A 23,109-nucleotide genomic window follows, 5' to 3' on the forward strand; every position below is an offset into this window, starting at 1 on the left:
GCACGCTGTTGAGTTCTCAAGGACCAAACACACCCCAACACCACCAACACAACAACTGCATCAGCTTCACCGGGAGTGGTAGTTCTGGTCGCCTACCGGTAGAATCCGGTTTCGTGACCCTCGCGCTCTGTGGCGCTCGGCATCTCGTGGCGACAAAGGATTAATTTACGCACTTCCGACCCGTTATGCAACTTGCAGCCATTTCCCGGGCGTGTCGAGCTTGTTTAGGCGGTTTGCGGGTGCAAAACGCGGTCACGAATCTCAACGATGCGGTCACCCACTGTGCGGGCTTCTTCCCAGTCGTGGGTGACGTGCACCGCGGCAGTGCCCTGGCCGCGCAGAATGTCACGCACCTCTACCGAAAGCCGCTCGCGCAGTGCGCGGTCAAGTGCCGAGAAAGGTTCGTCAAGCAGCATGATCCGCGGGCGCGGCGCCAGCGCCCGAGCCAGCGCCACTCGCTGGGCCTGACCCCCCGACAGCTGTGACACCTGTCGCTCGCCCACTTGCGGCAGCCCCACCAGCTCAAGTAGCTCTGTCACGCGTCTACGTCGTTCACACTCGGGCACCCGCTGCACCTCTAGGCCATACGCGATATTGCGCGCCACCGAACGATTCGCGAACAGTTGCGCATCCTGAAAAACCATGCCGCAACCACGGCGATGAGTGGGCACATCAGTTACGTCTTCGCCCGACATCAGGATGCGTCCCGACTGCACCGGTTCGAGACCGGCAATCGCTCGCAGCAGCGTCGACTTACCGCATCCACTGGCACCGAGCAGCACCACAATTTCACCCGCCTGCAGTTCGAAGTTAGCGTCGGCAACCACCGGCTGCCCCGGCTCGTACCCCACCGTGACCGCTGCAAGCTGGAGCGCTGGCAACGTATTTGATGAACCGGTCATACTGTGCTCGCTTTCCGAATCTGATTTGGCGCGCTCACCGCGCCACGTGCCCCAGGAAGCTGCCGCGGCCGCAATTGATCGCTCAGCAGCAGAATCACTCCGGTCAATAGCGCCAGCACCACCGCACCAGCCATGGCCATCCCGTAATTGAACTCACCTGGACGGCTCAGCAGCCGCACGATCATCACCGGCAGAGTGGGTGATTCTGGGCGCGCCAAAAAAGCGGTGGCACCAAACTCGCCGAGCGAAAGCGCGTAAGCAAACCCGGCCGCCGGCCCCAGCATGCGCGCGAGTACGGCTCCATCAATGGTCATCAATACCCGCAGCGGCGATGCACCGAGCACCGCCGCTGCTTCACGCTGTCGGTGATCGACGGCCCGCAGTGCCGGCACCAGCAGGCGCACCACAATAGGAACCGCAATCACCGCCTGGGCCGCAGGCACAAGCGCACCCGAAACAGCCAATGCCGGCCAGGCAACCTGGATCGACACCACCATGCCGAATCCCACCGTCACCGCCGAAACTCCCAACGGGAGCATGATGGCGGCATCAAGCAACCGGGTGAGTCGGGAGGCGTTGGGGCGCGAGAGCAGCAGTGCCAACGGAACCCCGATGATCAGCGATAGCACCGTCGCATCCGTGGCGATGCGCAGCGAGTTGTTGAGCGCAGCGAGCACTGTCACCCCGCCACCGAAGCCGTCTCCCGAAGTGGCGAGTTTGGTGAAGTTTGCGATGCTCAGTTCGCCGCCGACCGTGAACGCGCCGCGAAACAGGCTGAAAAGCGGCAGCGTGATCAATCCGGTGATCACCACGACCGTGACAATCACCGCGGGTAAGGTGCGGGCGGTGAGTGGCCGCAATCGCGGCTGCTGCTGTCGCAGCGGCTGTTGGTTGCGGCGAGTAAGCGCATTTGAGGCGGTGACCGTTAGCGCCACGATCACCAATTGCAGACACGACAGCACCGCCGCTGTGCGAAGATCCACCGCCATAGCCCGGCGATAGATCTCGGTTTCGAGAGTGCCAACACCGGGTGTACCCAGGGTGCGAACGATGCCAAAGGCAGTCGAACAAAACAGCAGCACAAGACTCGCCGCGGCAGCTATTGCGGGCATCAGTTGCGGCAGCGTTACCGTGACGAACACCCGCGCCGGCCCGGCACCGAGCGTGGCGGCTGCCTCGGCAGCCCGATAGTCGAGCCCTCGCCATAGCGTGCCGACTGTGCGCACCACGAGACCGTAATTGAAGAACATCATGGCCAGCACGACGGCGGTGATGCTGCCCTCAAGCCCCAGCGACCGAAACGCCATACCAACCACGACAGTGGGCAACACGAACGGCATCGTTGCGGCCATGCGCAGGGCGGTTTGACCGCGGAACCGCACCCGATACAGTGCCCAGGCGCCCGGCACTCCCAGCAGCACGCAGCCGATGGTCGCGGCCGCCGCCATTCCCAGCGTTTGCGCGACGATACGCCAGGTGCGCCCGTCGGTGAGCACGGCGCCCGCCACCGACAAATCAATCCCGTCCCCGTCGCTGAGGCCGCGGGCGAACATGGCGGCGACCGGCCACACAAACAGCACCGCAAGCAGTGCTGCCGGAATGAGGCCGGCCGCCAGCCACAGGGGCCACAGCCCGTCGCGGCGCTTCATTTCGCTATTCGCTCAGCTTCGCGAAATCGTTCAGCCAGCTCTCGCGCTCGGCAGCAACCCGGGCGGGGTCTACTTCGATCGGGGTGCTCGACGGCTGGGCGTGCTTTGCCCACTGTTCGGGCAGCGCCACCTGGTCGCTGACCGGGTACATGTACATCTGCTCGGGGATAGTGGCCTGATAGTCGTCACTGAGCAGGTAGTCGATGAATGCTTGCGCACCCTCGGGGTTTTTCGCGTCGGCAACCACACCGGCGTACTCGATCTGGTCGACGCAGCTCGCCTCGAGGTTGCTGGTCTTGCCGTCCTCGGCGGCCGGCGATGAGGCGTAGCTCAGCACCAGCGGGTAATCGCCCTTGCCTTCTGACCCCGAAAAGTCGCTGTAGTACGCATCCGACCAGCCGGCTGCCACGCGGGTGCCACCCTCAAGCAGGTTCGAGATGTAATCCTGCCAGCCATCGCCGTATTTGGTCACAACTCCGGCGAGGAATGCGAGACCGGGTGATGAAGAGCTCGGGTCGGTGATCACCAGCAGCTTCGCGTATTCGGGGTCGGTGAGTTGGTCGAGGCTCGTGGGCTCGTCGACACCGTGTTCGGCGAACCAGTCACGGTCGATGTTGATGCACACCTGACCGTGGTCGATCGGGATGAGGGCATCTCCTACCGCGTAGTCGGCGGCACTTTCGGGCAACCCGGCCGGTTGATAGTCGCTCAACACGTCGGCGTCAGCGATGGTGGTTGCCGAGAAGTTGTCGATGCCAAACACTCCGTCAACAGTCGGTGCATCCTTGCCCAGCAGCAGCTGGTTCACCACGAAGCCGGCGTCTCCGGGGGCGGTGGTTACCAGTTTGTAGCCGGTTTTCGTTTCGAAATCGGCAATCTGTTCTTCGGTGATCTGGAACGAGTCGTGCGTCAGGATGGTGACAGTGCTGCCGGTGCCATCGGTACCGGTTGCTTCGCTGTTTGGCGAAACGTTGATGCTGCAACCGCTGAGCGCGAGCGCGACTGTGGCAGCGGCCGTGATGAATCGGATTTGACGACGCATATGTACCTCCACTGTGCATGGAGGGCTCGCATCGAGATGCGAGGAGAGGTAAAGCTCGACTTCCTCCGCCGGTGCTAACCGGTTCAGGTTCGAGGGTCAGCGGCCCGTACCGCACTCTCAGCGCCCCGGTGGCGCTCCCCTGTCGTGCCTTTGATGTTAATAGATTCTGTCGCGGCGCTGCTTGTTAGCTGCGACGACGGCGGTGGTTCAAACGAGCCCCTGGGCGATCATGGCGTCAACCACCTTGGTGAACCCGGCGATATTCGAGCCGAGCACATAGTCGTTCGGGTCGCCGTAGCGGCTGGCGGTTTCGCGTACTCGCTCGTGCACCGACACCATGATTTCTTCGAGCCGCGACTCGGTGTAGGCAAAGTCCCAGCTATCGCGGGACGCGTTCTGCTGCATCTCGAGCGCAGAGGTGGCAACACCACCCGAGTTCACCGCTTTGGCGGGGCCGAACAGCACCCCGGTTGTTGCCCGCAGCAACTGTGCCGCTTCAGCAGTGCACGGCATATTCGCGCCCTCGGCGACCACCTTCACACCGTTATCGATCAGCGCGCGTGCCGATGACCCATCAAGTTCGTTCTCGGTGGCGCAGGGCAGGGCGATATCCACCGGTACTTTCCATACATCCGCGATGCGCGAGTGAAACTCGTCCCGCGCCCCGCGTCGGTCGGCATAGTCAAGGATGCGGCCACGCTCAATTTCTTTCACCTGTTTGAGCAGGTCGAGATCGATGCCGTCGGGGTCGTGAATGCATCCCGATGAGTCGGATGCGGTCACCACCTTGGCGCCGAGCGCCTGTGCCTTTTCGATGGCGTAGAGGGCGACATTACCCGCGCCAGAAACCGAAACGCGTTTGCCGTCGAGAGTTTCACCCATTGTGGCGAGCTGTTCGCGAGCGAAGTAGATCGTGCCGTAGCCGGTAGCCTCGGTGCGCACGAGTGAACCGCCCCAACTGAGCCCTTTACCGGTGAAGGTTCCCGCTTCAAATCGGTTGGTGATTCGCTTGTACTGGCCAAATAAGTAGCCAATCTCGCGGGTCCCCACACCAATATCACCCGCGGGCACGTCGGTGTAGACCCCGATGTGTCGGTAGAGCTCGGTCATGAATGACTGGCAAAACGCCATGATTTCAGCGTCGCTGCGGCCACGGGGATCGAAGTTTGCGCCGCCTTTACCGCCGCCGTTGGGTAGCCCGGTGAGCGCGTTCTTAAAGATCTGTTCAAAGCCAAGAAATTTGACGATGCCGAGGTTCACCGACGGGTGAAAACGCAGCCCTCCCTTGTAGGGCCCTAGTGCTGAGTTGAACTCAACCCGGTATCCGCGGTTGATGTGCACCTGCCCGCGCTCATCACGCCACGGCACGCGGAAGATGATCTGACGCTCGGGTTCGCACAATCGGTTGATGATGTCTTGGTCGAGATATTCCGGGTGCTGTTCGAGCACCGGCCCGAGCGAGTCGAGCACCTCAGCGACGGCCTGGTGGAACTCGGGCTCATTGAGGTTGCGCTCGAATACCTCTTGTTTGAGCGCCTCGATTGTCGAATCGATCTGCGCCATTCCACTCCTCGCTAAGTCGGTTTGCGTTGCACTGTAACGCGGATAGGTCAATTGCAACGGCATCATTTTTGCCTGAACCAGCAGCAATAAACGAATGCCATTAACCATTCACGTGGCTAATGGCATCCGCATCGGGTACAACCCCTGCGCACTAATGACATTTAAAGAATGAAATTAGTTTATTCCCAACTCGCCATTGAGATTGGTCGCCGAAAGAGTAGCACGACAAATTACTCATCGCTGCGCCAACACCTGACCGGCACGGCTTGCGAGGCGCCACCAGCCATCAGTGCTGTGCACCGCAATGGGCTCGCCCGCGCGCCAAAACCCGAGCGCATGCCCGGCAAAAGCCACACCTGCCGGCGGCCTCGTGTCGCAGGCCAGCACCCCACAGCTTTCGGGAAGCGCGCGCGTCCAAGTATCGGTGCGTCCCGCCTCCTGGTCGTCGCTGGCTGCTACTGCGGCGATTCCGGCTTCGGCTGCGGCAATCACCTGCGCACCATCCAGTTCACCAGCGAGTGTCCAGCCACGCAGTGGCGGGCGGCGCCCCGTCCACGACTCCAACCGTCGCTCGGGCGGAATCGAAAGCTCCAGTGCCGCATCCCCCGACGCCTCGCGAGCGAGCCGATCAAGAAATCCGCGCAGCGGCACCACCGCTTCAAACCGACCCGAACTACAGTCACCGACCGCGGCGTCCAGCACCTCAGCGGCAATAGCACGTACACCGATGATGAGCGGTGAGCGGTCGAGAATGCTTCCGGAGCGCAGCACCGGCACCCAAAACGCCACCGCCGAACCGATCTGCTCAACCAGCACCGCCCCGTCTTCGATGCGCCCTGCCCGCCCAAAATAGGTGGCAAGATCATCCCGCACGCGCGGGTCATGAAAACGAATACGGGCGCTCATTTGACGGCTGCTTCGCCACCGGAGCGGCCGCCCCGATCAACACGCAACTTCGGCGGCTCTCCCCTGAACGGTTGCCAGGCTGAGCGCTCGGCCTCGTTGAGACGGCGCGGGCGCTGGGTTTCGGCATCGATAAACACGATCGATGAGCGGGCCACAGTGTGCAGGATGCGCGGCCCATGCGCAACCGGGCTCCACACCTCATAGGCGATCTCGGCCGATGCCGCACCGAGCTGGCTCACCCAGATCTGCACATCCAATGGTTCGGGATAGTGCGGGATGGGCGCCCGATAATCAATTGCATGCCCGGCAATCAGGGTGAGGGTGTCGCCACCGTTACCAGCATCCACGATGCCCATCGGGCGGTTCGTCTTAGCGCCAGGCTGTGGTTTCCAAAACGCTGCAATACGTGCTTCTTCAAGCAGCGTGAACAGCGTGGCGTTATTGACGTGACCGTATGCATCCAGGTCGCGCCACCGAACTGGCACGGCCACGTGGAATCGGCGTTCGCCGTCCACGTGGCCGCTTTCGAATGTCTCCAGCATTAGTCGCGGGTGAGCTTTCGGTAGGTGACTCGCGACGGCTTCGCTGCTTCGGGGCCGAGGCGCTCAATCTTGTTCGCCTCGTAGCCCTCGAAATTGCCCTCAAACCAGTACCAGTTCGACGGGTTCTCGTCGGTGCCCTCATAGGCGAGGATGTGCGTGGCCACGCGGTCGAGGAACCACCGGTCGTGGGTGATCACCACAGCACAGCCGGGGAACTCGAGCAGCGCGTTCTCAAGACTCGACAGCGTTTCAACGTCGAGGTCGTTTGTGGGCTCGTCAAGCAGCAGCAGGTTACCGCCCTGTTTGAGCGTGAGCGCGAGGTTTAGACGGTTGCGCTCACCACCCGACAGCACACCCGACTTCTTCTGCTGATCGGGGCCCTTGAACCCGAACGACGACACATACGCGCGCGAGGGAATTTCTACCTGGCCCACCTGGATGAAGTCGAGGCCATCGCTCACAACCTCCCAGACCGACTTTTCAGGGTCAATACCGGCGCGGTTCTGGTCGACATACGAGAGCTTGACTGTCTCGCCAATCTTCAACTCACCCGAGTCGAGCGGCTCAATACCAACGATGGTCTTGAACAGCGTTGACTTACCAACACCGTTTGGGCCGATGATGCCGACGATGCCGTTTCGCGGCAGCGAGAAACTGAGGTTGTCGAACAGCACGCGGTCACCGAAGCTCTTTTTGAGGTCGGTGGCTTCGAGCACAATATTTCCCAGGCGCGGCCCCGGCGGAATCTGAATCTCTTCAAAGTCGAGCTTCCGAGTGCGCTCGGCCTCAGCTGCCATCTCTTCGTAGCGAGCCAGACGGGCTTTCGACTTGGCCTGACGGCCCCTGGTGTTCGAGCGCACCCACTCGAGTTCTTCGGCAAGACGTTTTGCGAGCTTCGCGTCTTTCTTGCCCTGGATCTGCAAGCGTTCTTTCTTCTTCTCGAGGTACGTCGAGTAGTTACCCTCGTAGGGATAGAGACGACCGCGGTCGACCTCAGCAATCCACTGGGCAACGTGGTCGAGGAAGTACCGGTCGTGGGTGATCGCAATGACGGCACCGGGGTACTTCTGCAAGTGCTGCTCAAGCCACAGCACACTCTCGGCGTCGAGGTGGTTCGTGGGTTCGTCGAGCAGCAGCAGATCCGGCTTTTCAAGCAAAAGCTTGCACAGTGCCACGCGACGACGCTCACCACCCGAAAGGTTCGTCACGGGTTCGTCAGCGGGCGGGCAGCGCAGCGCATCCATCGCTTGTTCAAGCTGCGAGTCAAGGTCCCAGGCGTCGAGCTGGTCGATCTCGGTCTGCAGTGTGCCCATTTCTTCCATGAGCGCGTCGAAGTCAGCGTCGGGCTGGGCCATCTCTTCGGAGATCTGGTTGAAGCGGTCGAGCTTGCCCTTGATGTCGGCCACGCCCTCCTCGACGTTCTCGCGAACGGTCTTCGACTCGTCCAGCGGCGGTTCCTGCAACAGGATGCCGACGCTGAAGCCCGGGGTGAGCTTTGCCTCACCGTTCGACGGCTCGTCGAGACCGGCCATGATCTTGAGGATGGTCGATTTACCGGCACCGTTCGGGCCGACCATACCGATCTTGGCGCCGGGGAAGAACGACATTGTCACGTCGTCGAGAATCAGCTTGTCGCCCACCTTTTTGCGGGCTCGAACCATTTGATAGATGTACTCGGCCATGTTGTCCAGTCTATGAATTGCGGTTATCGGTTGTGGTCAAGTAGCTGCACGGCTGGGGCTACCAGTCAATATCGATCGACTTGGCAAGCTGACACTTGCCGCTGCTGATCGGTTTGGTGACCAGCGATGCATAGCTGCCGTCGGGGCCACGCTCACCCAAAAGGCACATATTGTCGGGCATGTGCACCGACACGATCACGAACGTGGTGTCGAGACCGATCGGAGTGGTGTCGCTGGTCACTTCCATTTTTGACTTGTCGAAGCCGGCTTCAACGAGAGTGTTGACCAGATCTTTCGATCCTGCACCCGGCTTCTTCTCGAGCAGTTGCTTGAGTGTCGCATCAAAATAGGCGTGGTTTGCCTCGGCCCCGCCATCAGGCACAAACTCGGGAGCTTTGGTGGGCGTGGCTTCGGCCGCAGTGGTGGCATTAACCGGGCCAGCATCGCGGTCGCCGGTGCAACCAACCAACAACGCGCTCACTACCAGGAGCGCTGACGTCGGCAACAGCACTAAGCGCGGAAAATTCTTGAAGCGACTCATCGAGTTGGCATTCTACGTGGCGAATCCCGCGAGATCGCCATCGACCACTCAGCTTTCACTCACAGCGAAGCAGTCCCGAGCAGTAACGCTCGGGACTGCTACACCCCACTGACTCGAACGGTACTTACTAGAACGGTTTACCCTCATACGTCGACGCAGCCGCCTGACTACCGGCGCCGACGAACACGGGTTGGTTTTCGCTCGCTGAATCGGCAGTGTGAGTGTCTGCCTCTTCACGCTGCCGCGCGCTGCTACTGACAGTGGCGGTGGCAAACGAAAGATCGGGGCCGATGTGGTTCGCGAGAATATCGATGTGTTTGCCGTTGCTGTTGTCATCGCGCTGAAATTCGCGAATCTGCAGCCTCCCCTGCACCATCACCCGGTGCCCTTTAGCGAGGCTCGCTTTGACGTTGGTGGCAAGGTTACGGAAGCAGGTGACGGTGTACCAGTTGGTGTGCAGGTCTTCCCACTTCCCCTCTTCGTTGCGCCGACGCCGCGAGGAGGCGAGTCGAAAGGTGGTGATGGTGAGATCACCACTATCGCTGTGCTTGTGTTCTGGGTCGGTGCCGATAACTCCGACCACCGTGATCTGATCTGACATGCAGGCTCCAATCGTGTTGTGTATTGAGGCGGCCGGCGAGCCCGTGCCGTGTCGAAGGTTACGTAGCTCACCGACCGCGCCCGCAGTCTCTCGCGATCACTCTCGCTCAGATTGACAGTCAGGGGGTCGCTGTGGATAACCGGCTATCAACAGCCTGGCCGGTTTCGCGGTGCCACAGCGGGCAGCTACCCCATCCAGTCGGCAAACCCGGCACGCACTTTGCGCACTTTGGGCACCGCGACGGCATTGCAATATCCATTACCGGGGTTCTTCGCGAAAAAGTCTTGATGGTAATCTTCAGCCGGCCAGAACTCGGTGGCGTCCTCGATCGCGGTGACCACGCCACCACCCCACATGTTGTTGGCGCGGTCGATGGCGGCGGCAAATTGTTCGCGCTGCTTCGCATCGGCCGGGAACATTGCCGAGCGGTACTGGGTGCCGATATCTGCGCCCTGCCGGTTGAGCTGTCGGGGATCGTGCAGGGTGAAGAAGATGTCGAGCACGATATCGGCGGGGATGGTTGCCTCGTCAAACTCGATCTTGATGGCTTCAGCGTGGCCGGTGGTGCCTGTGCATACCTGCTCGTAACTCGGCTCGGAAACCGTGCCGCCAATGTAGCCGGCAGTGATGGCGGTCACGCCGCGAACATTGCGGTAGACGGCATCGAGGCACCAGAAGCAGCCACCGGCGAGAACAAATGTCGTAGTCATGCGCGCAAGAGTACGCTCATTTACATGACACCTGATCCATTGGTAGCTCTTCTCGACGGTTCGCTGCACGATGTCACCAGCTTGTTGGTGCGCCCCGATGACCTCGGCATCGTGCGCGGTGACGGAGTTTTTGATGTTGCGCACGGTTACGCCGGCAGGTTCGCCAACCTGGATGCGAACCTCGAGCGGCTCGCCAACTCGGCCCGCATCCTGTCACTACCAGAACCGGATGCGGCCGGGTACCGCCGCGCGGTCGCTGCGCTCACCGACGCCTGGGATTGGGATGCAGCTCCCGAAACGACACTGCGCATGGTGCTCACTCGCGGACCGGAAACTGAGAGCCCTGAAACTCGCCAGCCGAGCGCCTGGGCGATGATCTCGGCAATCAGCAAGCGGGTGGTGCAAGAACGCGAGGGCGTACGAGTGCTGGTGCTCGACCGCGGAATTGAGGCCGAAGAAACGAGCGAGCTGCCCTGGCTGCTGCCGGGTGCCAAGAGCCTGTCTTACGGCATCAATATGGCAGCAAAGCGCTGGGCGGCGGCCCACGGTGCCGATGATGCGCTGTTCGTGTCGCCCAGTGGCCGATTGCTCGAAGGGCCGACCTCTTCGCTCGTGCTCGACATCGACGGCGAGCTGGTTACCCCCACACAAGATGGGCTGCTTCGCTCGCTCACCATTCAGGCCATGATCGACGGCGCGCCACCCGCCGGCCTCACCGCCCGATTCGATGTGCTCAACCTCGCCGACCTTGACCGGGCTCGGGGCGGCTGGCTGGTTTCTACCGGCCGCATCCTGGCACCGATTATTGAACTCGATGGCAAGCCGTTCCCGATCTCGCCGCTGCACGACCGGCTCGCGCAGCTGCTCGAAGTACCGGGCCGCGGCTAGTTCGCCGATCGGCAGGCTGCGGCAGCCCGGCTTGCCGCTAGCGCCACCACTGGTCCGTGGGGGTCACCGGTAGCTGCCGCTTGTGTCGAGTGCGCAGATAGTAGCCCTCGATTTTTGCGGCGATCTCGTCGGCGACTTCACCACCGGTGAGATAGGTGTCGATATCGCGGTAGCTGAGCCCGAGCTCGGTTTCATCCGGCCGGCCGGGCACACCATCAAGCAGGTCGGCCGTGGGCACTTTTTCGTAGAGCCGTGCATCCGCACCGAGGTGCTGCAGCAGTTCGCGGCCCTGCTGTTTTGTCAGTCCGCTCAGTGGCATCACATCCGCCGCACCATCACCAAACTTCGTGAAGAACCCGGTGACGGCCTCAGCCGCGTGATCACTTCCGACCACCAGCAGCCCGTGTTCACCACCGAGCGCAAATTGCGCCACCATGCGAATGCGGGCCTTGATATTGCCGCGGTTAAAGTCGTTCAGCTGCACTGGCGCGAAGGCCTCACTCAGCCCGTCGACAGCGGCCTTAATGTTGACCGTCACTGTTTCATCGGGCTGGATGAATTGGAGCGCCAGCTGCGCATCCGCCTCATCAATTTGTGTACCGTGAGGCAGCCGCATCGCCACAAAGCGTGCATCCCCGCCATGGGTGCGCACCCGCTCAACCGCAAGCTGTGCCAGCCTTCCCGCCAGCGTCGAGTCTTGTCCGCCCGAGATTCCGAGCACGAACCCACGCGCACCGGTTTTTTCGAGATAGTCGACCAAGAACTCGACGCGACGCTCAACCTCATCGGCCGGATCAATAGTTGCCTGCACCGCGAGCGCGGAAATGATCTCTTGCTGTAGGGGACGCATAGCCGGATTCTGTCATGTTCGGCTGACCGGTTCGTCGAGAACCACTACTGCGAGGCTTGCTGATCTTTCGTGGCCTTTTCGGCGGCGGTTTGCGCGGCTGCCGATCGTTCATGGGCACGGCCGCGGAGCCAGAGGAAGATACCGCCGCAAATAGCAGCGAACGTGGAAGCGATCAAAATTGCCGACTTCGACAGTTCGTGTTCGGGGACGCCGATCGGGAAAGCAAGTTCTGAAATGAGCAGCGAAACCGTGAACCCGATACCCGCGATCATCGACACCGCCACGACATCGAGCCACTTAATGGCCGGGTCGAGGTTGATGCGCCGCACGCGCGTGGTGAGGAAAACCGCCAGCGTGATACCGATGGGCTTACCGACGATGAGACCAAGCGCGATGCCCAGCACCAGCGGCGAAGTGAGGGCGGCGAAGTCCATCCCGGCAAACGAAACCCCGGCCGAAAAAAACGCGAACAGGGGCACACAAATACCGGCTGAAAGCGGACGGAAGCGGTGTTCGAAAGTTTCGGCGAGGCTCATTTCATCGCCGGTTTCACCCCTGGCCGGGCGCACCGGCACCGAGAAGCCCAGCAGCACACCAGCGATGGTGGCGTGGATGCCCGACAGGTAGAACAGCGTCCACACGATGATGCCCAGCGGCAGCAGCAGGAACCAGGCCGCGCCCTTGTCTTTCCGGAAGAGGTTGCGGCCGTAGTGCGCGAGCAACCAGTAGCCCGCAAGCGGTACGAGCGCCGCCAAGAGGTGGCCGAGTGATAGCGCCGAAGTGTAGGCGATCGCGATGATGACGATCGCGATGAGGTCGTCGACAACGGCGAGGGTGAGCAAGAAGGTGCGCAGCGCGAGCGGCAGTTTCGAACCGACAACCGCAAGCACTGCCACGGCGAAGGCGATATCGGTGGCGGTGGGAATTGCCCAGCCATGCGCTAATTGCGGATCGTTACCGGCGAAGAGAATGTAGATGAGGGCGGGCACAATCACACCGCCGGCGGCCGCCGCGATTGGCACTACGGCACGGCTGGGTTTGCGCAGGTCGCCCTCGATAAATTCGCGTTTGAGTTCGAGGCCCGCCAAAAAGAAAAACACGGCAAGCAGCCCGTCGGCGGCCCAGTGCCCCACCGTCATCTCGAACGACCAGTCGCCAAACTGAAAACCGGCCTTGGTGTCGCGAAGCCCCTCATACCATCCCGAAAGCGGACTGTTGGCCAGCACAATCGCGATCACAGCGGCCACGATGAGCAGCCCACCACCGATGGTTTCTTTGCTGACGATCTGCGCGATACGCTGCAGCTCGCTCGGCGAGGAGGGCGCAAAAGCGGTTTCTTCTTGCCGGGCCGTATCGGTTTGGGAGGCGGGTGCGTTGGTCATCGAGATCCTCAGAGCGTTTCGCGAACAATGCCATCCATTCCGGCAGTCACGCCGATGAATGCGCCGACCAGACTTCCCGGCTCACCGCGAATCACCTTAACGGCTGGAGGCTTGCGACCGCCACACCCGGCGCGTTTACCCCAGCACCGCCACTGACAGCGCCCCCAGCAGGACTCGAACCTGCAACCTACGGATTAGAAGGCCGTTGCTCTATCCATTGAGCTATGGAGGCGAATGCTTCCAGCGTACCGGCACCAGCAACACCGTGAGGATGCACTTTGGCGGTGGCTACCATTGGATGCATGAGCAATGCGAATGACCGGCTGGTGTGGATTGACTGCGAAATGACCGGGCTCGACCCGCAAATCGACGAGCTGGTTGAGGTTGCGGTATTCGTCACCGACTTCGAACTCAATGTGCTCGATACCGAGGGGCTCAGCGTGGTCATTAAGCCATCACAGGCGGCCCTCGGCCATATGAACGATTTTGTCACCGAAATGCACCGCACCTCGGGGCTGTCCGAAGAAATCCCGCACGGCATTTCGCTGGCCGATGCGCAACAGCAGGTGCTCGACTATGTGAAGCGGTTTGTGCCCGCAGCCAAGCAGGCACCACTTGCCGGCAACACAATCGGCACCGACCGCATGTTCCTCGCCCGCTACATGCCCGAGCTGGATGAGTTCCTGCACTACCGAAATATCGACGTGTCAACGTTCAAAGAGCTCGCCCGCCGCTGGTACCCGCGCATCTACTTCCAGTCGCCCGAAAAACACGGCGGGCACCGCGCCGCCGCCGACATCCTCGAATCGATTCGTGAGCTGCGCTACTACCGCGCAGCGATGTGCATCCCCCAGCCCGGCCCCAGCAGCACCGAATTGAAGGAAACCTCCAAGCAGGTTGCGGATGAGTTCGCACCGCTGCTCGAACGCGATTAGCTTGTCGCGCAACCAGCCGCGCAGCCGGGTCGATATGTGCCGAGAATTGGGCTATCATGGCCAAGTTGCCGCGTGAGCAGGCAACATGGCGGACGTAGCTCAGTTGGTAGAGCGCTTGGTTGTGGTCCAGGAGGTCGCGGGTTCAAAACCCGTCGTTCGCCCCAATACTACTTCTGTGTTCGCACGGCCCCGTGCCTGGAGTCAACATGATCGAGCTCAGCGCTGAAGATTTCGAACAGCTTGTCACTGCCGAACTCGATGCGCTACCCGACCGCGTGGTTGATGGCCTCGACAATGTGGTGTTTCTCATCGAAGACCGCCCGCCCGACGGGTCGCTCGACATGCTTGGGGTCTACGAGGGGTTCGACCTCACCGAACGCGGCGCATACGGCTACGGCGAACTGCCCGACCGCATCATCCTGTTTCGAGAACCGCTACTGGCGATCTGCGAAACCATCGAAGAGCTCCGAGACGAGGTGCACATCACTCTCGTCCACGAGATCGCGCACTATTACGGCATCGATGACGAACAGCTCCACGAACTCGACTGGGCCTAACCCGACCGGGAACTTTCCGCCGTTCCTGCTACTCAGAGTTAGGTGGCGCTGGTTCAGCACACACTGGCGCCTACGCGCTAGATTTGGCCCGTAACCGAATTGGTCACCTAAACCCGATTCTGACACCAGAAAGAGTGTTCGATGTCGTATCCCCACCAGCAGTATCAGCCCGCATACCAGGCCGTTCCACCGTATGGCTACAACGCACAGCCGCCGGAAGACCCCGAGGGACTCGGCAGCTGGGTTCTCACACTTTTTGTTGCCGGCCTTCCGCTCATCGGGTTCATCTACCTGCTCGTGCTGGCTTTCGGGTCTGATAACTCCAAGGCAAAGAAAAACTTTGCTCGAGCCTCGCTCATCCTCGGGCTCGTGGCGTTCGTCATCATGATCCTCGCCATGATTCTGATCAGCGTGACGGTTGGGTTCGCCGCGTTTTCGATTGTTGACATCAGCAACTACTAGCTCTGGGCACCCGCACGACCGGGCGGTGCCGCAAATCCCCGTTGCTCGAGCAGCCGGTGCACCGCATCGGTGCCGCCCGGTTCAACCGGCACGACGAGTGTCAGCTCCGCCAGCTGTGCCGACCCCTCCAGCGCATACAGGGCATCTTCCTGCGCGCGCCACCGTTCCCACCAGTCGTCGTAACCGTCACGCTGGCGGGCACGGTCGCGTCGCAACGGTTCGGATGCATCCAGCCACAGCGACATATCGGCATATGGCACCGATGCGCGAGTAATCGCCCCGCATCCCTCCACAATGAGATCGGCTTCGGGATTAAGCAGCTCGCCATCGTGAAAACCGCCCCGGTGCCAATCCCACTCGCGCAGCCGCACCCGCTCACCACGCGACCGCGGCGCCAGCACCGCATCCACCAGCCACCGTGCCCCGACAGCTAGCCCCTCCCAGCCGGGATAAAAATGCTCAACATGCACCAGCTCACAACCGTACTCACGGGCTAGGGTGCGAGCCAGCTCGGTCTTACCGGCACCAGATCGGCCATCAATAAGTAGCGTGCGGCCACAGGCGCGACGGGATGCACGGGGTGCGGCGGTCATAGCAGCGAACCTACCCCGAATTGCTTGCCAGCCAGCAACCCGCCGGTCGTTGATGCTCAGCGATACTGTCAGGGCAGCGCTCTAAGGTTAGGGGCCTAAGAAAGGAACCGCGTTCATGTCGCAGACCGAAGCTCCGCACAGTTGGCCCGGCCAACCCTACCCACTGGGTGCCACATTCGATGGCACCGGCACCAACTTCGCAATCTACTCGGGTGGGGCAGAAAAGGTTGAGCTGTGCTTGTTTGACCAGGACGGCACCGAAACCCGGGTTCGACTGTTCGAACAGGATGCCTACGTGTGGCACTGCTACCTACCGCAGGTGCAGCCCGGGCAGCTCTACGGATACCGGATTCACGGCCCCTACGACCCCGCAACCGGTCACCGATTCAATCCGAACAAGCTGGTGCTCGACCCCTATGCCAAGGCAATCACCGGCAATATCGAGTGGAACCAGGCGGTTTTTTCTTATAACTTCGGCGATCCCGACTCGCGCAACGACGAAGACTCAGCCAAATTCATGCCCAAGGGCGTGGTGATTAATCCATTTTTCGACTGGGACGGTGACCGTCTCCCGCGCATCCCCTACGCCGACTCGCTTATCTACGAGGCGCATGTTAAGGGGCTCACACAGCTGCACCCTGACATTCCCGAATCGATGCGCGGCACCTATGCCGGTGTGGCACACCCCGCAGTAATCGAACACCTCAAGCGCCTCGGAGTCACCGCGCTCGAGCTCATGCCGGTGCACGAGTTCGTGCACGACTCAACGCTCGTCGAAAAAGGGCTGCGCAACTACTGGGGGTACAACACCCTCAACTTTTTCGCCCCGCACGGCGACTACTCCTCCACCGGTGACAATGGCCAGCAGGTGCAAGAGTTCAAGAGCATGGTGAAAACCCTGCACGCCAACGGCATCGAGGTCATCCTCGACGTGGTCTACAACCACACAGCCGAAGGTAACCACTTGGGCCCCACCCTCAGCTGGCGCGGCATCGACAACGCCGCCTACTACCGTCTCGAACCCGACGCCCGCTACTACACCGACTACACTGGCACCGGCAACTCGCTCAATATGCGTCACCCGCACTCGCTGCAGCTGATCATGGACTCGCTGCGCTACTGGGTCACCGAGATGCACGTCGATGGTTTCCGCTTCGACCTCGCCTCAACCCTCGCGCGTGAACTGCACGATGTCGACAAGCTTTCGTCGTTCTTTGACCTCGTGCAGCAAGACCCGATCGTTTCGCAAGCGAAACTCATCGCCGAGCCGTGGGATGTGGGCCCCGGCGGCTACCAAGTGGGAAACTTCCCGCCGCTGTGGACCGAATGGAACGGCAAATACCGTGACACCGTGCGCGACTTCTGGCGCGGCGAACCCTCAACCCTCGGTGAATTCGCCACCCGCGTTACCGGCTCTGCCGACCTGTATGAGAAGTCGGGCCGCCGCCCGGTGGCGTCGATTAACTTCGTCACCGCCCACGACGGGTTCACGCTGCGCGACCTCGTGTCATACAACGAGAAGCACAACAGCGCCAACGGTGAAGACAACCGCGACGGTGAATCACACAACCGCTCATGGAACTGTGGCGCCGAGGGCCAAACTGACGACCCGGCAATCAACGAGCTGCGCGCCCGTCAGCAACGCAACTTCATCGCTACGCTGCTGCTCTCGCAGGGCGTCCCCATGCTCAGCCACGGCGATGAACTTGGCCGCACCCAGCAGGGCAACAACAACACCTACGCGCAAGACAGCGAACTGTCGTGGATCAATTGGGAACACGCCGATAAGCCACTCATGGAGTTCACGCGTGCACTCGCGGCGCTGCGCCACGAGCATCCAACCTTCCGTCGCCACCACTTCTTTAACGGCCGCGTCGCCAATCGCGGCGAGGGTGAGGGGCTACCGGATGTGATCTGGCTGTCAACCGACGGCAGCCAAATGTCGGATGAGGCCTGGAACGAAGCGTTCGTGCGCGCTGTCGGCCTATTCCTCAACGGCGACGCGATTGCCGGGCGGGATGCGCGCGGCGGCCGCATCCGAGACAAGAGCTTCATCATCTATTTCAATGCGTCAGAAAACGATGTTGAAACGCGCATCCCCAATGCCGATCTCAATTTTCAGTGGGAACCGGTGATCGACACCGCCGGTCACGCAACCAGGCTCGGAACGCTCGACCCCGGTGATGCGCTCACTCTCGTTTCACGTTCGCTGGTGGTGCTGCGCGAGTTCAGTGAGCCCGAACCCGAGCCCGACCACTCGGTTGCGGCTTCGGTTGCCACCACCACGCAGGCAATTCCGATCATCACGCAAGCCAACGAGCAGGCATCGATGTCAGACCCCACCGGCCAGTAACCGCCGACCGTCAACCACGAAACCGCAAAGGAGCGAGCAAGCATGTCGGATTCGCAATCATCGACCGTTAACCCTCGCGTGCCGAAAAGCACCTATCGGCTTCAACTGACCCCCGAGTTTGGTTTCGCGGCGGCCACCGCGCAGCTGCCCTATCTCGCCCAGCTCGGTGCCGATTGGATCTATCTGTCGCCCGTGCTGCAATCCACCAGTGGTTCGCAGCACGGCTACGACGTGGTTGACCCCACCCGCGTTGACGAGGCCCGCGGTGGCCGCGAACAGTTCGTGCGGCTGTGCGAGACGGCGCACGAACTCGGCCTGGGTGTGCTGGTCGATATCGTGCCCAACCACATGGGAATCAGCGTGCCGCGAGAAAATCCCTGGTGGTGGGATGTGCTGCAGCACGGCCGCGAATCGGCCTACGCCGAGTTTTTCGACATTGATTGGGATGCTGGCGACGGAAAGCTGCTCATCCCCATCGTCGGAGATGACGATATGCCCGACCAGCCCGGCGACCCCATCAAGCATGTCACCGTCGATGTCGAGGCCGGAGTGCTGCGGTACTGGGATCTCGAGTTTCCGTTGGCTTCCCGAACGAACACCGGGGATGTCCGCGCCGCGCATGCCGACCAGCACTATCGGCTGGTGCACTGGCGGCTGGGCGACCACTCGCTCAACTACCGCCGGTTTTTCACGGTCACCACGCTTGCCGGGTTGCGCGTCGAATGTGACGAGGTGTGGGATGCGGCGCACGCCGAGATCCTCTCGTGGGTGAGCGAGGGGCTCGTCGATGGGCTGCGCATCGACCACCCCGACGGGCTACGTGACCCGGCCGGATACCTCGCGAAGCTGCGCGAGCGCACCGGCGGCATCTATGTGGTCGTCGAGAAGATTCTCGAACCCGGTGAGCATCTGCCCGACTGGGCGTGTGAGGGCACCACCGGGTATGACGCGCTGGCGGCCACCGAACGGCTCTTTGTGGATGCCGACGGGGTGGCAGATCTTGAACAGGCAGCCGCAGCGCTGTCGGCTCGTGATCTTGATGATTGGGGTACGCTCGTCCACCATTGCAAGCGTGCCGTCGCCGATGATGCATTGCAGGCTGAGCTGCGCCGGGTGGCCCGTGAACTAGGCGACACGAACCCCCAGACGCTGGATGCGTTGAGCGAAATCGCTGCGAATTTCAGCGTCTACCGCACCTACCTGCCGCACGGTGGCGGCCTGCTCGAGCAGGCCGCGCGCAATGCCGCCGATTGGCGCGCGGATCTGGCAGGTGAGATCGAACGGTTGCTGCAGCTGTTGCGCGACCCGGCGCATCCGGCCGCGCTGCGTTGGCAGCAAACCACGGGCATGATCATGGCTAAAGCGGTAGAAGATCGGGCGTTTTACCGGTTCTCGCGTCTCACCTCGCTCAACGAGGTGGGTGGCGACCCAAACTATTTGGCGACTACCGTGGCCGAGTTTCACGCCGCCCAACTGGCACGGCTTGAGCGCTGGCCACACACACAAACCACCCTCACCACGCACGACACCAAACGCTCGGAAGACACTCGGGCGCGAATCGATGTGCTCAGCGAAATGCCCGATGATTGGGCTGAGGCGCTGCACGAGCTGCTTGAGATTCAACCGATTGAAAACCCCGCCTTCGCCAACCTGATTTGGCAGGCCGTTGTGGGTGCGTGGCCGGCGTCGCGCGAGCGGTTGCACGATTACGCCACTAAGGCGGCTCGCGAATCGGCTGAAGTCACCACCTGGACTGCGGTAGATGAGGAATACGAAGCCACCGTGCACGCGGCGGTGGATGCGGCCTTCGATCATCCGGCTGCCCGCGCCATTATTACCCGACTGCACGAAGAAATCACCCCGCACGGTTACCGCAATTCACTGGTGATGAAGGCGGTGCAGCTGCTGTCGCCGGGGGTGCCGGATGTGTATCAGGGCACCGAGCTGTGGGATCGTTCGCTCGTCGACCCCGACAATCGCCGCCCGGTAGATTGGGTGGCTCGCCAGGCGGCACTCGATGCGATTGGGCAGGGTGCCCGCCCGGCACTCGATGAGACCGGCGCCACCAAGCTCATGATCGTTACCGCCGCGCTGCGGCTGCGTCGCAAACTGCCCGAACGGTTCACGCAGTACACGCCGCTGACAGTTGCCGGCGCGGCCCAAGACCACGCGGTGGCGTTTGATCGCGGCGGGGTCGCGCTTGTTGGCGCCATTCGCCCGGTGGGCCTCGCCGAGGGTGGTGGTTGGCACGACACGGCCGTTTCGCTTCCCGAGGGTCGCTGGGTGGATCAGCTCACCGGCCGCGAGTTCAGTGGCCAGGCGTTGCTTACCAGCATGCTTGACGAACTGCCGGTGGCGATCCTGGTGCGGTTTTAACGGTCTGTGAGTTTGTAAACTTCGATCGATTTTGAAGGAGACCCGCCATGCGTGATGCCCGCTTCGATGTCTGGGCACCGAACGCCAAGCGAATGCGAGTCGTCATCGACGGCACGATCTACGAGATGGCACGTTCGGATGAAAACTGGTGGCGCCCCATTGGGCTACCTGAGCTGCCGGATGAACCGATCGCGCTGGCGGCCGCGGTTGCCGACGGTGATCTCACGCTCACCGGGCCGATCAGTGTGCTCGCTGCTGAGCAGGCGGTGCCGGCACCGGCGGTTAGAGAGCACGACTACGGCTATCTGATTGACGACGATGACACTCCCCGACCCGATCCGCGTTCGCGTCGCCAACCTGCCGGCGTGCACGCACTTTCGCGCATTTTCGATGCCAACCGGTACCGCTGGTCGGATGCGGCGTGGACCGGCAGGCAGCTTGCCGGCGGCATCATTTATGAGCTGCATCTGGGAACTTTCACACCCGAAGGCACGCTCGACGCTGCAATCGGCAAGCTCGATCACCTGGCCGATCTCGGTGTTGATTTTGTCGAGTTGATGCCGGTGAATGCGTTTAATGGGCCGCGTGGCTGGGGTTATGACGGGGTGCTCTGGTATGCGGTGCACGAGCAGTACGGTGGCCCGGAGGCGTATCAGCGATTTGTTGATGCCTGTCACCAGCGGGGCTTGGGCGTGATTCAGGATGTGGTGTACAACCATCTCGGCCCGTCCGGAAACTATCTGGGCTTGTATGGCCCGTATCTGGCGGGCCAACACACCACCGCGTGGGGGGACGCGGTGAACCTTGACGGGTTCGACTCGGATCAGGTGCGCCGCTACATCATCGATAACGCGCTCATGTGGTTCCGTGACTTTCACGTTGACGGGTTGCGGCTGGATGCGGTGCACGCGCTGGTCGACACCCGCGCCACTCACGTGCTGGAAGAGCTGGCTGATGAGGTGGATGCGTGTTCGGCACAGCTGCGCAAACCGCTTTCGCTGATTGCCGAGTCGGATCTCAACGCACCGCGAATGATTGCGAATCGCTCGGCGGGCGGGTACGGGCTCACCGGCCAGTGGTCGGATGATTTCCATCACTCGGCACATGTGGCGCTCACCGGCGAGGCTGGTGGCTATTACGCTGATTTTGCCGCCGACGGCGGTGGTTTGGGTGCGCTCGCGAAGGTGCTGTGCAAGGGCTTTTATCATGACGGGTCGCTGTCGAGCTTCCGCAACCGGCACCACGGGCGGGCGCTGCCCGAGGGGATGCGTGCTTGGCGGCTGGTCGTGTCGATTCAAAACCACGACCAGATCGGAAACCGCGCCACCGGCGATCGGTTGAGCGAGTCACTCACGATCGACCAGCTTGCGGTGGGGGCGACGCTCATGCTTTGTGCACCGTTCACGCCGATGCTGTTTATGGGTGAGGAGTGGGGCGCGACCAGTCCGTTCCAGTTCTTTTCTTCGCATCCCGAACCAGACCTCGCGAGAATGACAACCGAGGGACGCATCGACGAGTTTTCGCGCATGGACTGGGCCGATGTGGAAGTTCCCGACCCGCAGGCGCTGGCGACGTTTGAGCGGTCAAAGCTCGATTGGCACGAGCTCGCTCAACCCGAACACGAGCGGCTTTTTGCGGTCTACCGAGAGCTGATCGCGCTGCGGCGCACGCTCCCCGAACTTTCATCACCGTGGCTGCGGGATGTGACGGTGAGCTATGACGAGGATGAGCGCACACTGTCGTTCTGGCGCGGAAATGTTCAGGTGGTGCTCAATTTTGCCGGTGAGATGCGCCGGGTGGAAGTTGACGTGGATGTGCGCTGGACGCGGGTTGTTGAGCAGCCGCTGCTCGAGTATGCCACCAGTGCCGAGGTCAGGCTCGAACATGTCAGCGGCCGTAATTACGCGATAATGCCCCCACATTCGGCAGCGGTGTTTTCACCGGCAGCGCCATAGCGTCGGCCTGGTAACCTACAGCCGATTGGCACTTGGCCGGAATCCGTTCGGGAGCTTAACGCACGGAGAAAATGCCATTATATTAACGAGATAACGTGAGTTCACACTTTCACCCGTCACAAGTACACTGATGCCCTTTTCTGTGAAGAATTTGCTTTCTACTCGATTCGTAATAGTGATCTTTCGCTCCTCCCAACGCTTTTCTTCCCGCATATATTCGTGTAGGTTTTGTACAACCTGCATGGATGTTTCCATATCACGAACCTCTATGGCATAGCTAGCCGGATACTGATACTCACCCTCCCTACCGCACGGCAACATTGTCCGTTTTAACTCACCCGGCTGAACACTTTGCCCGGGAACCAGGCTTTCAACCGACACCTGAGCAACCAAATCATTAATAACCGCAACACTCATATCTTTTGCTTCATGAATGATCTGAGGCGAGTCAGTTCGAGCACCACTCGCGCACCCTGTCAAGCTCAGTGTGGCAGCAACCGTAACAACCAAGAAAGCCTGCTTGAACATTTCTCTTCCTCCACAGCTCTCAGCGAACCATGCCCACTAGTTCTGACCATTCAACGGGCGAATATACGGACAGGGAACATACCATCCCCCGG

21 protein-coding genes, 2 tRNA genes and 1 riboswitch are annotated in these 23,109 nt (G+C 61.4%); of the genes, 8 read left to right on the forward strand and 15 right to left on the reverse strand.

Going from position 1 to position 23,109, the window contains the following annotated elements; translation table 11 throughout:
* Positions 1-224 precede the first annotated feature (224 nt).
* From RQ865_RS03190 to msrA, 10 genes are all read right to left on the reverse strand, one after another.
* Positions 225-902, reverse strand: coding sequence for an ABC transporter ATP-binding protein (locus tag RQ865_RS03190; RefSeq protein ID WP_311477477.1), 678 nt, complete (start codon positions 900-902; stop codon positions 225-227).
* Positions 899-2,551 carry an iron ABC transporter permease gene (locus RQ865_RS03195; RefSeq protein ID WP_311477478.1) on the reverse strand — a complete coding sequence of 551 codons (1,653 nt, stop codon included), beginning with the start codon at positions 2,549-2,551 and terminating at the stop codon, positions 899-901. Before RQ865_RS03195 ends, RQ865_RS03190 begins: the two co-directional genes overlap by 4 nt.
* A gap of 4 nt (positions 2,552-2,555) precedes the next feature.
* Positions 2,556-3,593 carry a thiamine ABC transporter substrate-binding protein gene (locus RQ865_RS03200; protein WP_311477480.1) on the reverse strand — a complete coding sequence of 346 codons (1,038 nt, stop codon included), beginning with the start codon at positions 3,591-3,593 and terminating at the stop codon, positions 2,556-2,558.
* A gap of 43 nt (positions 3,594-3,636) precedes the next feature.
* A riboswitch (TPP riboswitch) is annotated at positions 3,637-3,744 on the reverse strand.
* A 56-nt stretch (positions 3,745-3,800) separates the two neighbouring features.
* Positions 3,801-5,147, reverse strand: a complete 1,347-nt coding sequence (gdhA, locus tag RQ865_RS03205) for an NADP-specific glutamate dehydrogenase (protein WP_399521797.1) — start codon at positions 5,145-5,147, stop codon at positions 3,801-3,803.
* A gap of 243 nt (positions 5,148-5,390) precedes the next feature.
* On the reverse strand, positions 5,391-6,062 hold the full coding sequence (locus tag RQ865_RS03210; protein ID WP_311477483.1) for a hypothetical protein: 672 nt from the start codon (positions 6,060-6,062) through the stop codon (positions 5,391-5,393).
* A complete protein-coding gene (locus RQ865_RS03215) occupies positions 6,059-6,604 on the reverse strand; it encodes a thioesterase family protein (protein WP_311477485.1) in 546 nt (181 codons plus the stop codon). Before RQ865_RS03215 ends, RQ865_RS03210 begins: the two co-directional genes overlap by 4 nt.
* Complete coding sequence (gene ettA / locus RQ865_RS03220) at positions 6,604-8,286, reverse strand: energy-dependent translational throttle protein EttA (protein ID WP_311477487.1); 1,683 nt, start codon at positions 8,284-8,286, stop codon at positions 6,604-6,606. The genes RQ865_RS03215 and ettA overlap by 1 nt, the downstream gene beginning before the upstream one ends.
* A gap of 58 nt (positions 8,287-8,344) precedes the next feature.
* The gene (locus tag RQ865_RS03225) at positions 8,345-8,827 is read right to left on the reverse strand and encodes a DUF6993 domain-containing protein (protein WP_311477488.1); all 483 of its coding nucleotides are present in this window, start codon (positions 8,825-8,827) and stop codon (positions 8,345-8,347) included.
* A 127-nt stretch (positions 8,828-8,954) separates the two neighbouring features.
* Complete coding sequence (locus tag RQ865_RS03230) at positions 8,955-9,428, reverse strand: single-stranded DNA-binding protein (protein WP_311477489.1); 474 nt, start codon at positions 9,426-9,428, stop codon at positions 8,955-8,957.
* Positions 9,429-9,613: 185 nt separating this feature from the next.
* Positions 9,614-10,138: a peptide-methionine (S)-S-oxide reductase MsrA gene (msrA, locus tag RQ865_RS03235; protein WP_311477490.1), complete on the reverse strand. Its 525-nt coding sequence runs from the start codon at positions 10,136-10,138 to the stop codon at positions 9,614-9,616.
* Between the two features lie 24 nt (positions 10,139-10,162).
* Here msrA and RQ865_RS03240 point away from each other — a divergent pair, with 24 nt between their 5' ends.
* A complete protein-coding gene (locus RQ865_RS03240; protein WP_311477491.1) occupies positions 10,163-11,026 on the forward strand; it encodes an aminotransferase class IV in 864 nt (287 codons plus the stop codon).
* Between the two features lie 37 nt (positions 11,027-11,063).
* On the opposite strand, the gene nadE is transcribed toward RQ865_RS03240, so the two are convergent.
* The 3 genes from nadE to RQ865_RS03255 form a co-directional block, all read right to left on the reverse strand.
* The gene (gene nadE, locus RQ865_RS03245; protein ID WP_311477493.1) at positions 11,064-11,876 is read right to left on the reverse strand and encodes an ammonia-dependent NAD(+) synthetase; all 813 of its coding nucleotides are present in this window, start codon (positions 11,874-11,876) and stop codon (positions 11,064-11,066) included.
* A 44-nt stretch (positions 11,877-11,920) separates the two neighbouring features.
* Positions 11,921-13,258 carry a Na+/H+ antiporter NhaA gene (gene nhaA, locus RQ865_RS03250; protein WP_311477495.1) on the reverse strand — a complete coding sequence of 446 codons (1,338 nt, stop codon included), beginning with the start codon at positions 13,256-13,258 and terminating at the stop codon, positions 11,921-11,923.
* 159 nt (positions 13,259-13,417) lie between these two features.
* A tRNA-Arg gene (locus RQ865_RS03255) sits at positions 13,418-13,490 on the reverse strand.
* Positions 13,491-13,560: 70 nt separating this feature from the next.
* On the opposite strand from RQ865_RS03255, the gene orn reads away from it, so the two are divergent.
* From orn to RQ865_RS03275, 4 genes are all read left to right on the forward strand, one after another.
* Entirely contained in the window at positions 13,561-14,193 is a 633-nt protein-coding gene (gene orn, locus RQ865_RS03260) for an oligoribonuclease (protein WP_311477497.1), read from the forward strand.
* Positions 14,194-14,281: 88 nt separating this feature from the next.
* Positions 14,282-14,357, forward strand: a tRNA-His gene (locus RQ865_RS03265).
* Between the two features lie 42 nt (positions 14,358-14,399).
* A complete protein-coding gene (locus tag RQ865_RS03270; RefSeq protein ID WP_311477498.1) occupies positions 14,400-14,750 on the forward strand; it encodes a metallopeptidase family protein in 351 nt (116 codons plus the stop codon).
* Between the two features lie 141 nt (positions 14,751-14,891).
* On the forward strand, positions 14,892-15,212 hold the full coding sequence (locus RQ865_RS03275) for a hypothetical protein (RefSeq protein WP_311477500.1): 321 nt from the start codon (positions 14,892-14,894) through the stop codon (positions 15,210-15,212).
* On the opposite strand, the gene RQ865_RS03280 is transcribed toward RQ865_RS03275, so the two are convergent.
* The gene (locus RQ865_RS03280; RefSeq protein WP_311477502.1) at positions 15,209-15,805 is read right to left on the reverse strand and encodes a hypothetical protein; all 597 of its coding nucleotides are present in this window, start codon (positions 15,803-15,805) and stop codon (positions 15,209-15,211) included. The two genes, RQ865_RS03275 and RQ865_RS03280, sit on opposite strands and share 4 nt — an antisense overlap.
* Positions 15,806-15,920: 115 nt before the next feature.
* Between RQ865_RS03280 and glgX the strand changes: the two genes are divergently transcribed.
* Genes glgX through treZ form a run of 3 tightly spaced genes read left to right on the forward strand, consistent with a single transcriptional unit; the run spans position 15,921 to position 22,489 of the window.
* Complete coding sequence (gene glgX / locus RQ865_RS03285) at positions 15,921-18,158, forward strand: glycogen debranching protein GlgX (protein ID WP_311477504.1); 2,238 nt, start codon at positions 15,921-15,923, stop codon at positions 18,156-18,158.
* 42 nt (positions 18,159-18,200) lie between these two features.
* Positions 18,201-20,534 carry a malto-oligosyltrehalose synthase gene (gene treY, locus RQ865_RS03290; protein WP_311477506.1) on the forward strand — a complete coding sequence of 778 codons (2,334 nt, stop codon included), beginning with the start codon at positions 18,201-18,203 and terminating at the stop codon, positions 20,532-20,534.
* Positions 20,535-20,581: 47 nt separating this feature from the next.
* Positions 20,582-22,489: a malto-oligosyltrehalose trehalohydrolase gene (gene treZ / locus RQ865_RS03295; protein ID WP_311477508.1), complete on the forward strand. Its 1,908-nt coding sequence runs from the start codon at positions 20,582-20,584 to the stop codon at positions 22,487-22,489.
* 15 nt (positions 22,490-22,504) lie between these two features.
* Here treZ and RQ865_RS03300 read toward each other — a convergent pair whose 3' ends face one another.
* Complete coding sequence (locus RQ865_RS03300; protein ID WP_311477510.1) at positions 22,505-23,017, reverse strand: hypothetical protein; 513 nt, start codon at positions 23,015-23,017, stop codon at positions 22,505-22,507.
* Positions 23,018-23,109: the final 92 nt, after the last annotated feature.

Source organism: uncultured Gulosibacter sp., from assembly GCF_963509965.1.
In the GTDB taxonomy this organism is placed as follows: domain Bacteria; phylum Actinomycetota; class Actinomycetes; order Actinomycetales; family Microbacteriaceae; genus Gulosibacter.

Coding starts and splice junctions, on each gene's coding strand:
- orn (WP_311477497.1), top strand. CDS start 13,561: ATGAGCAATGCGAATGACCGGCTGGTGTGGATTGACTGCGAAATGACC.
- RQ865_RS03240 (WP_311477491.1), top strand. CDS start 10,163: ATGACACCTGATCCATTGGTAGCTCTTCTCGACGGTTCGCTGCACGAT.
- RQ865_RS03225 (WP_311477488.1), bottom strand. CDS start 8,827: ATGAGTCGCTTCAAGAATTTTCCGCGCTTAGTGCTGTTGCCGACGTCA.
- RQ865_RS03190 (WP_311477477.1), bottom strand. CDS start 902: ATGACCGGTTCATCAAATACGTTGCCAGCGCTCCAGCTTGCAGCGGTC.
- treY (WP_311477506.1), top strand. CDS start 18,201: ATGTCGGATTCGCAATCATCGACCGTTAACCCTCGCGTGCCGAAAAGC.
- RQ865_RS03280 (WP_311477502.1), bottom strand. CDS start 15,805: ATGACCGCCGCACCCCGTGCATCCCGTCGCGCCTGTGGCCGCACGCTA.
- nhaA (WP_311477495.1), bottom strand. CDS start 13,258: ATGACCAACGCACCCGCCTCCCAAACCGATACGGCCCGGCAAGAAGAA.
- RQ865_RS03275 (WP_311477500.1), top strand. CDS start 14,892: ATGTCGTATCCCCACCAGCAGTATCAGCCCGCATACCAGGCCGTTCCA.
- glgX (WP_311477504.1), top strand. CDS start 15,921: ATGTCGCAGACCGAAGCTCCGCACAGTTGGCCCGGCCAACCCTACCCA.
- RQ865_RS03210 (WP_311477483.1), bottom strand. CDS start 6,062: ATGAGCGCCCGTATTCGTTTTCATGACCCGCGCGTGCGGGATGATCTT.
- RQ865_RS03230 (WP_311477489.1), bottom strand. CDS start 9,428: ATGTCAGATCAGATCACGGTGGTCGGAGTTATCGGCACCGACCCAGAA.
- treZ (WP_311477508.1), top strand. CDS start 20,582: ATGCGTGATGCCCGCTTCGATGTCTGGGCACCGAACGCCAAGCGAATG.
- RQ865_RS03215 (WP_311477485.1), bottom strand. CDS start 6,604: ATGCTGGAGACATTCGAAAGCGGCCACGTGGACGGCGAACGCCGATTC.
- RQ865_RS03200 (WP_311477480.1), bottom strand. CDS start 3,593: ATGCGTCGTCAAATCCGATTCATCACGGCCGCTGCCACAGTCGCGCTC.
- RQ865_RS03270 (WP_311477498.1), top strand. CDS start 14,400: ATGATCGAGCTCAGCGCTGAAGATTTCGAACAGCTTGTCACTGCCGAA.
- nadE (WP_311477493.1), bottom strand. CDS start 11,876: ATGCGTCCCCTACAGCAAGAGATCATTTCCGCGCTCGCGGTGCAGGCA.
- msrA (WP_311477490.1), bottom strand. CDS start 10,138: ATGACTACGACATTTGTTCTCGCCGGTGGCTGCTTCTGGTGCCTCGAT.
- RQ865_RS03300 (WP_311477510.1), bottom strand. CDS start 23,017: ATGTTCAAGCAGGCTTTCTTGGTTGTTACGGTTGCTGCCACACTGAGC.
- RQ865_RS03195 (WP_311477478.1), bottom strand. CDS start 2,551: ATGAAGCGCCGCGACGGGCTGTGGCCCCTGTGGCTGGCGGCCGGCCTC.
- ettA (WP_311477487.1), bottom strand. CDS start 8,286: ATGGCCGAGTACATCTATCAAATGGTTCGAGCCCGCAAAAAGGTGGGC.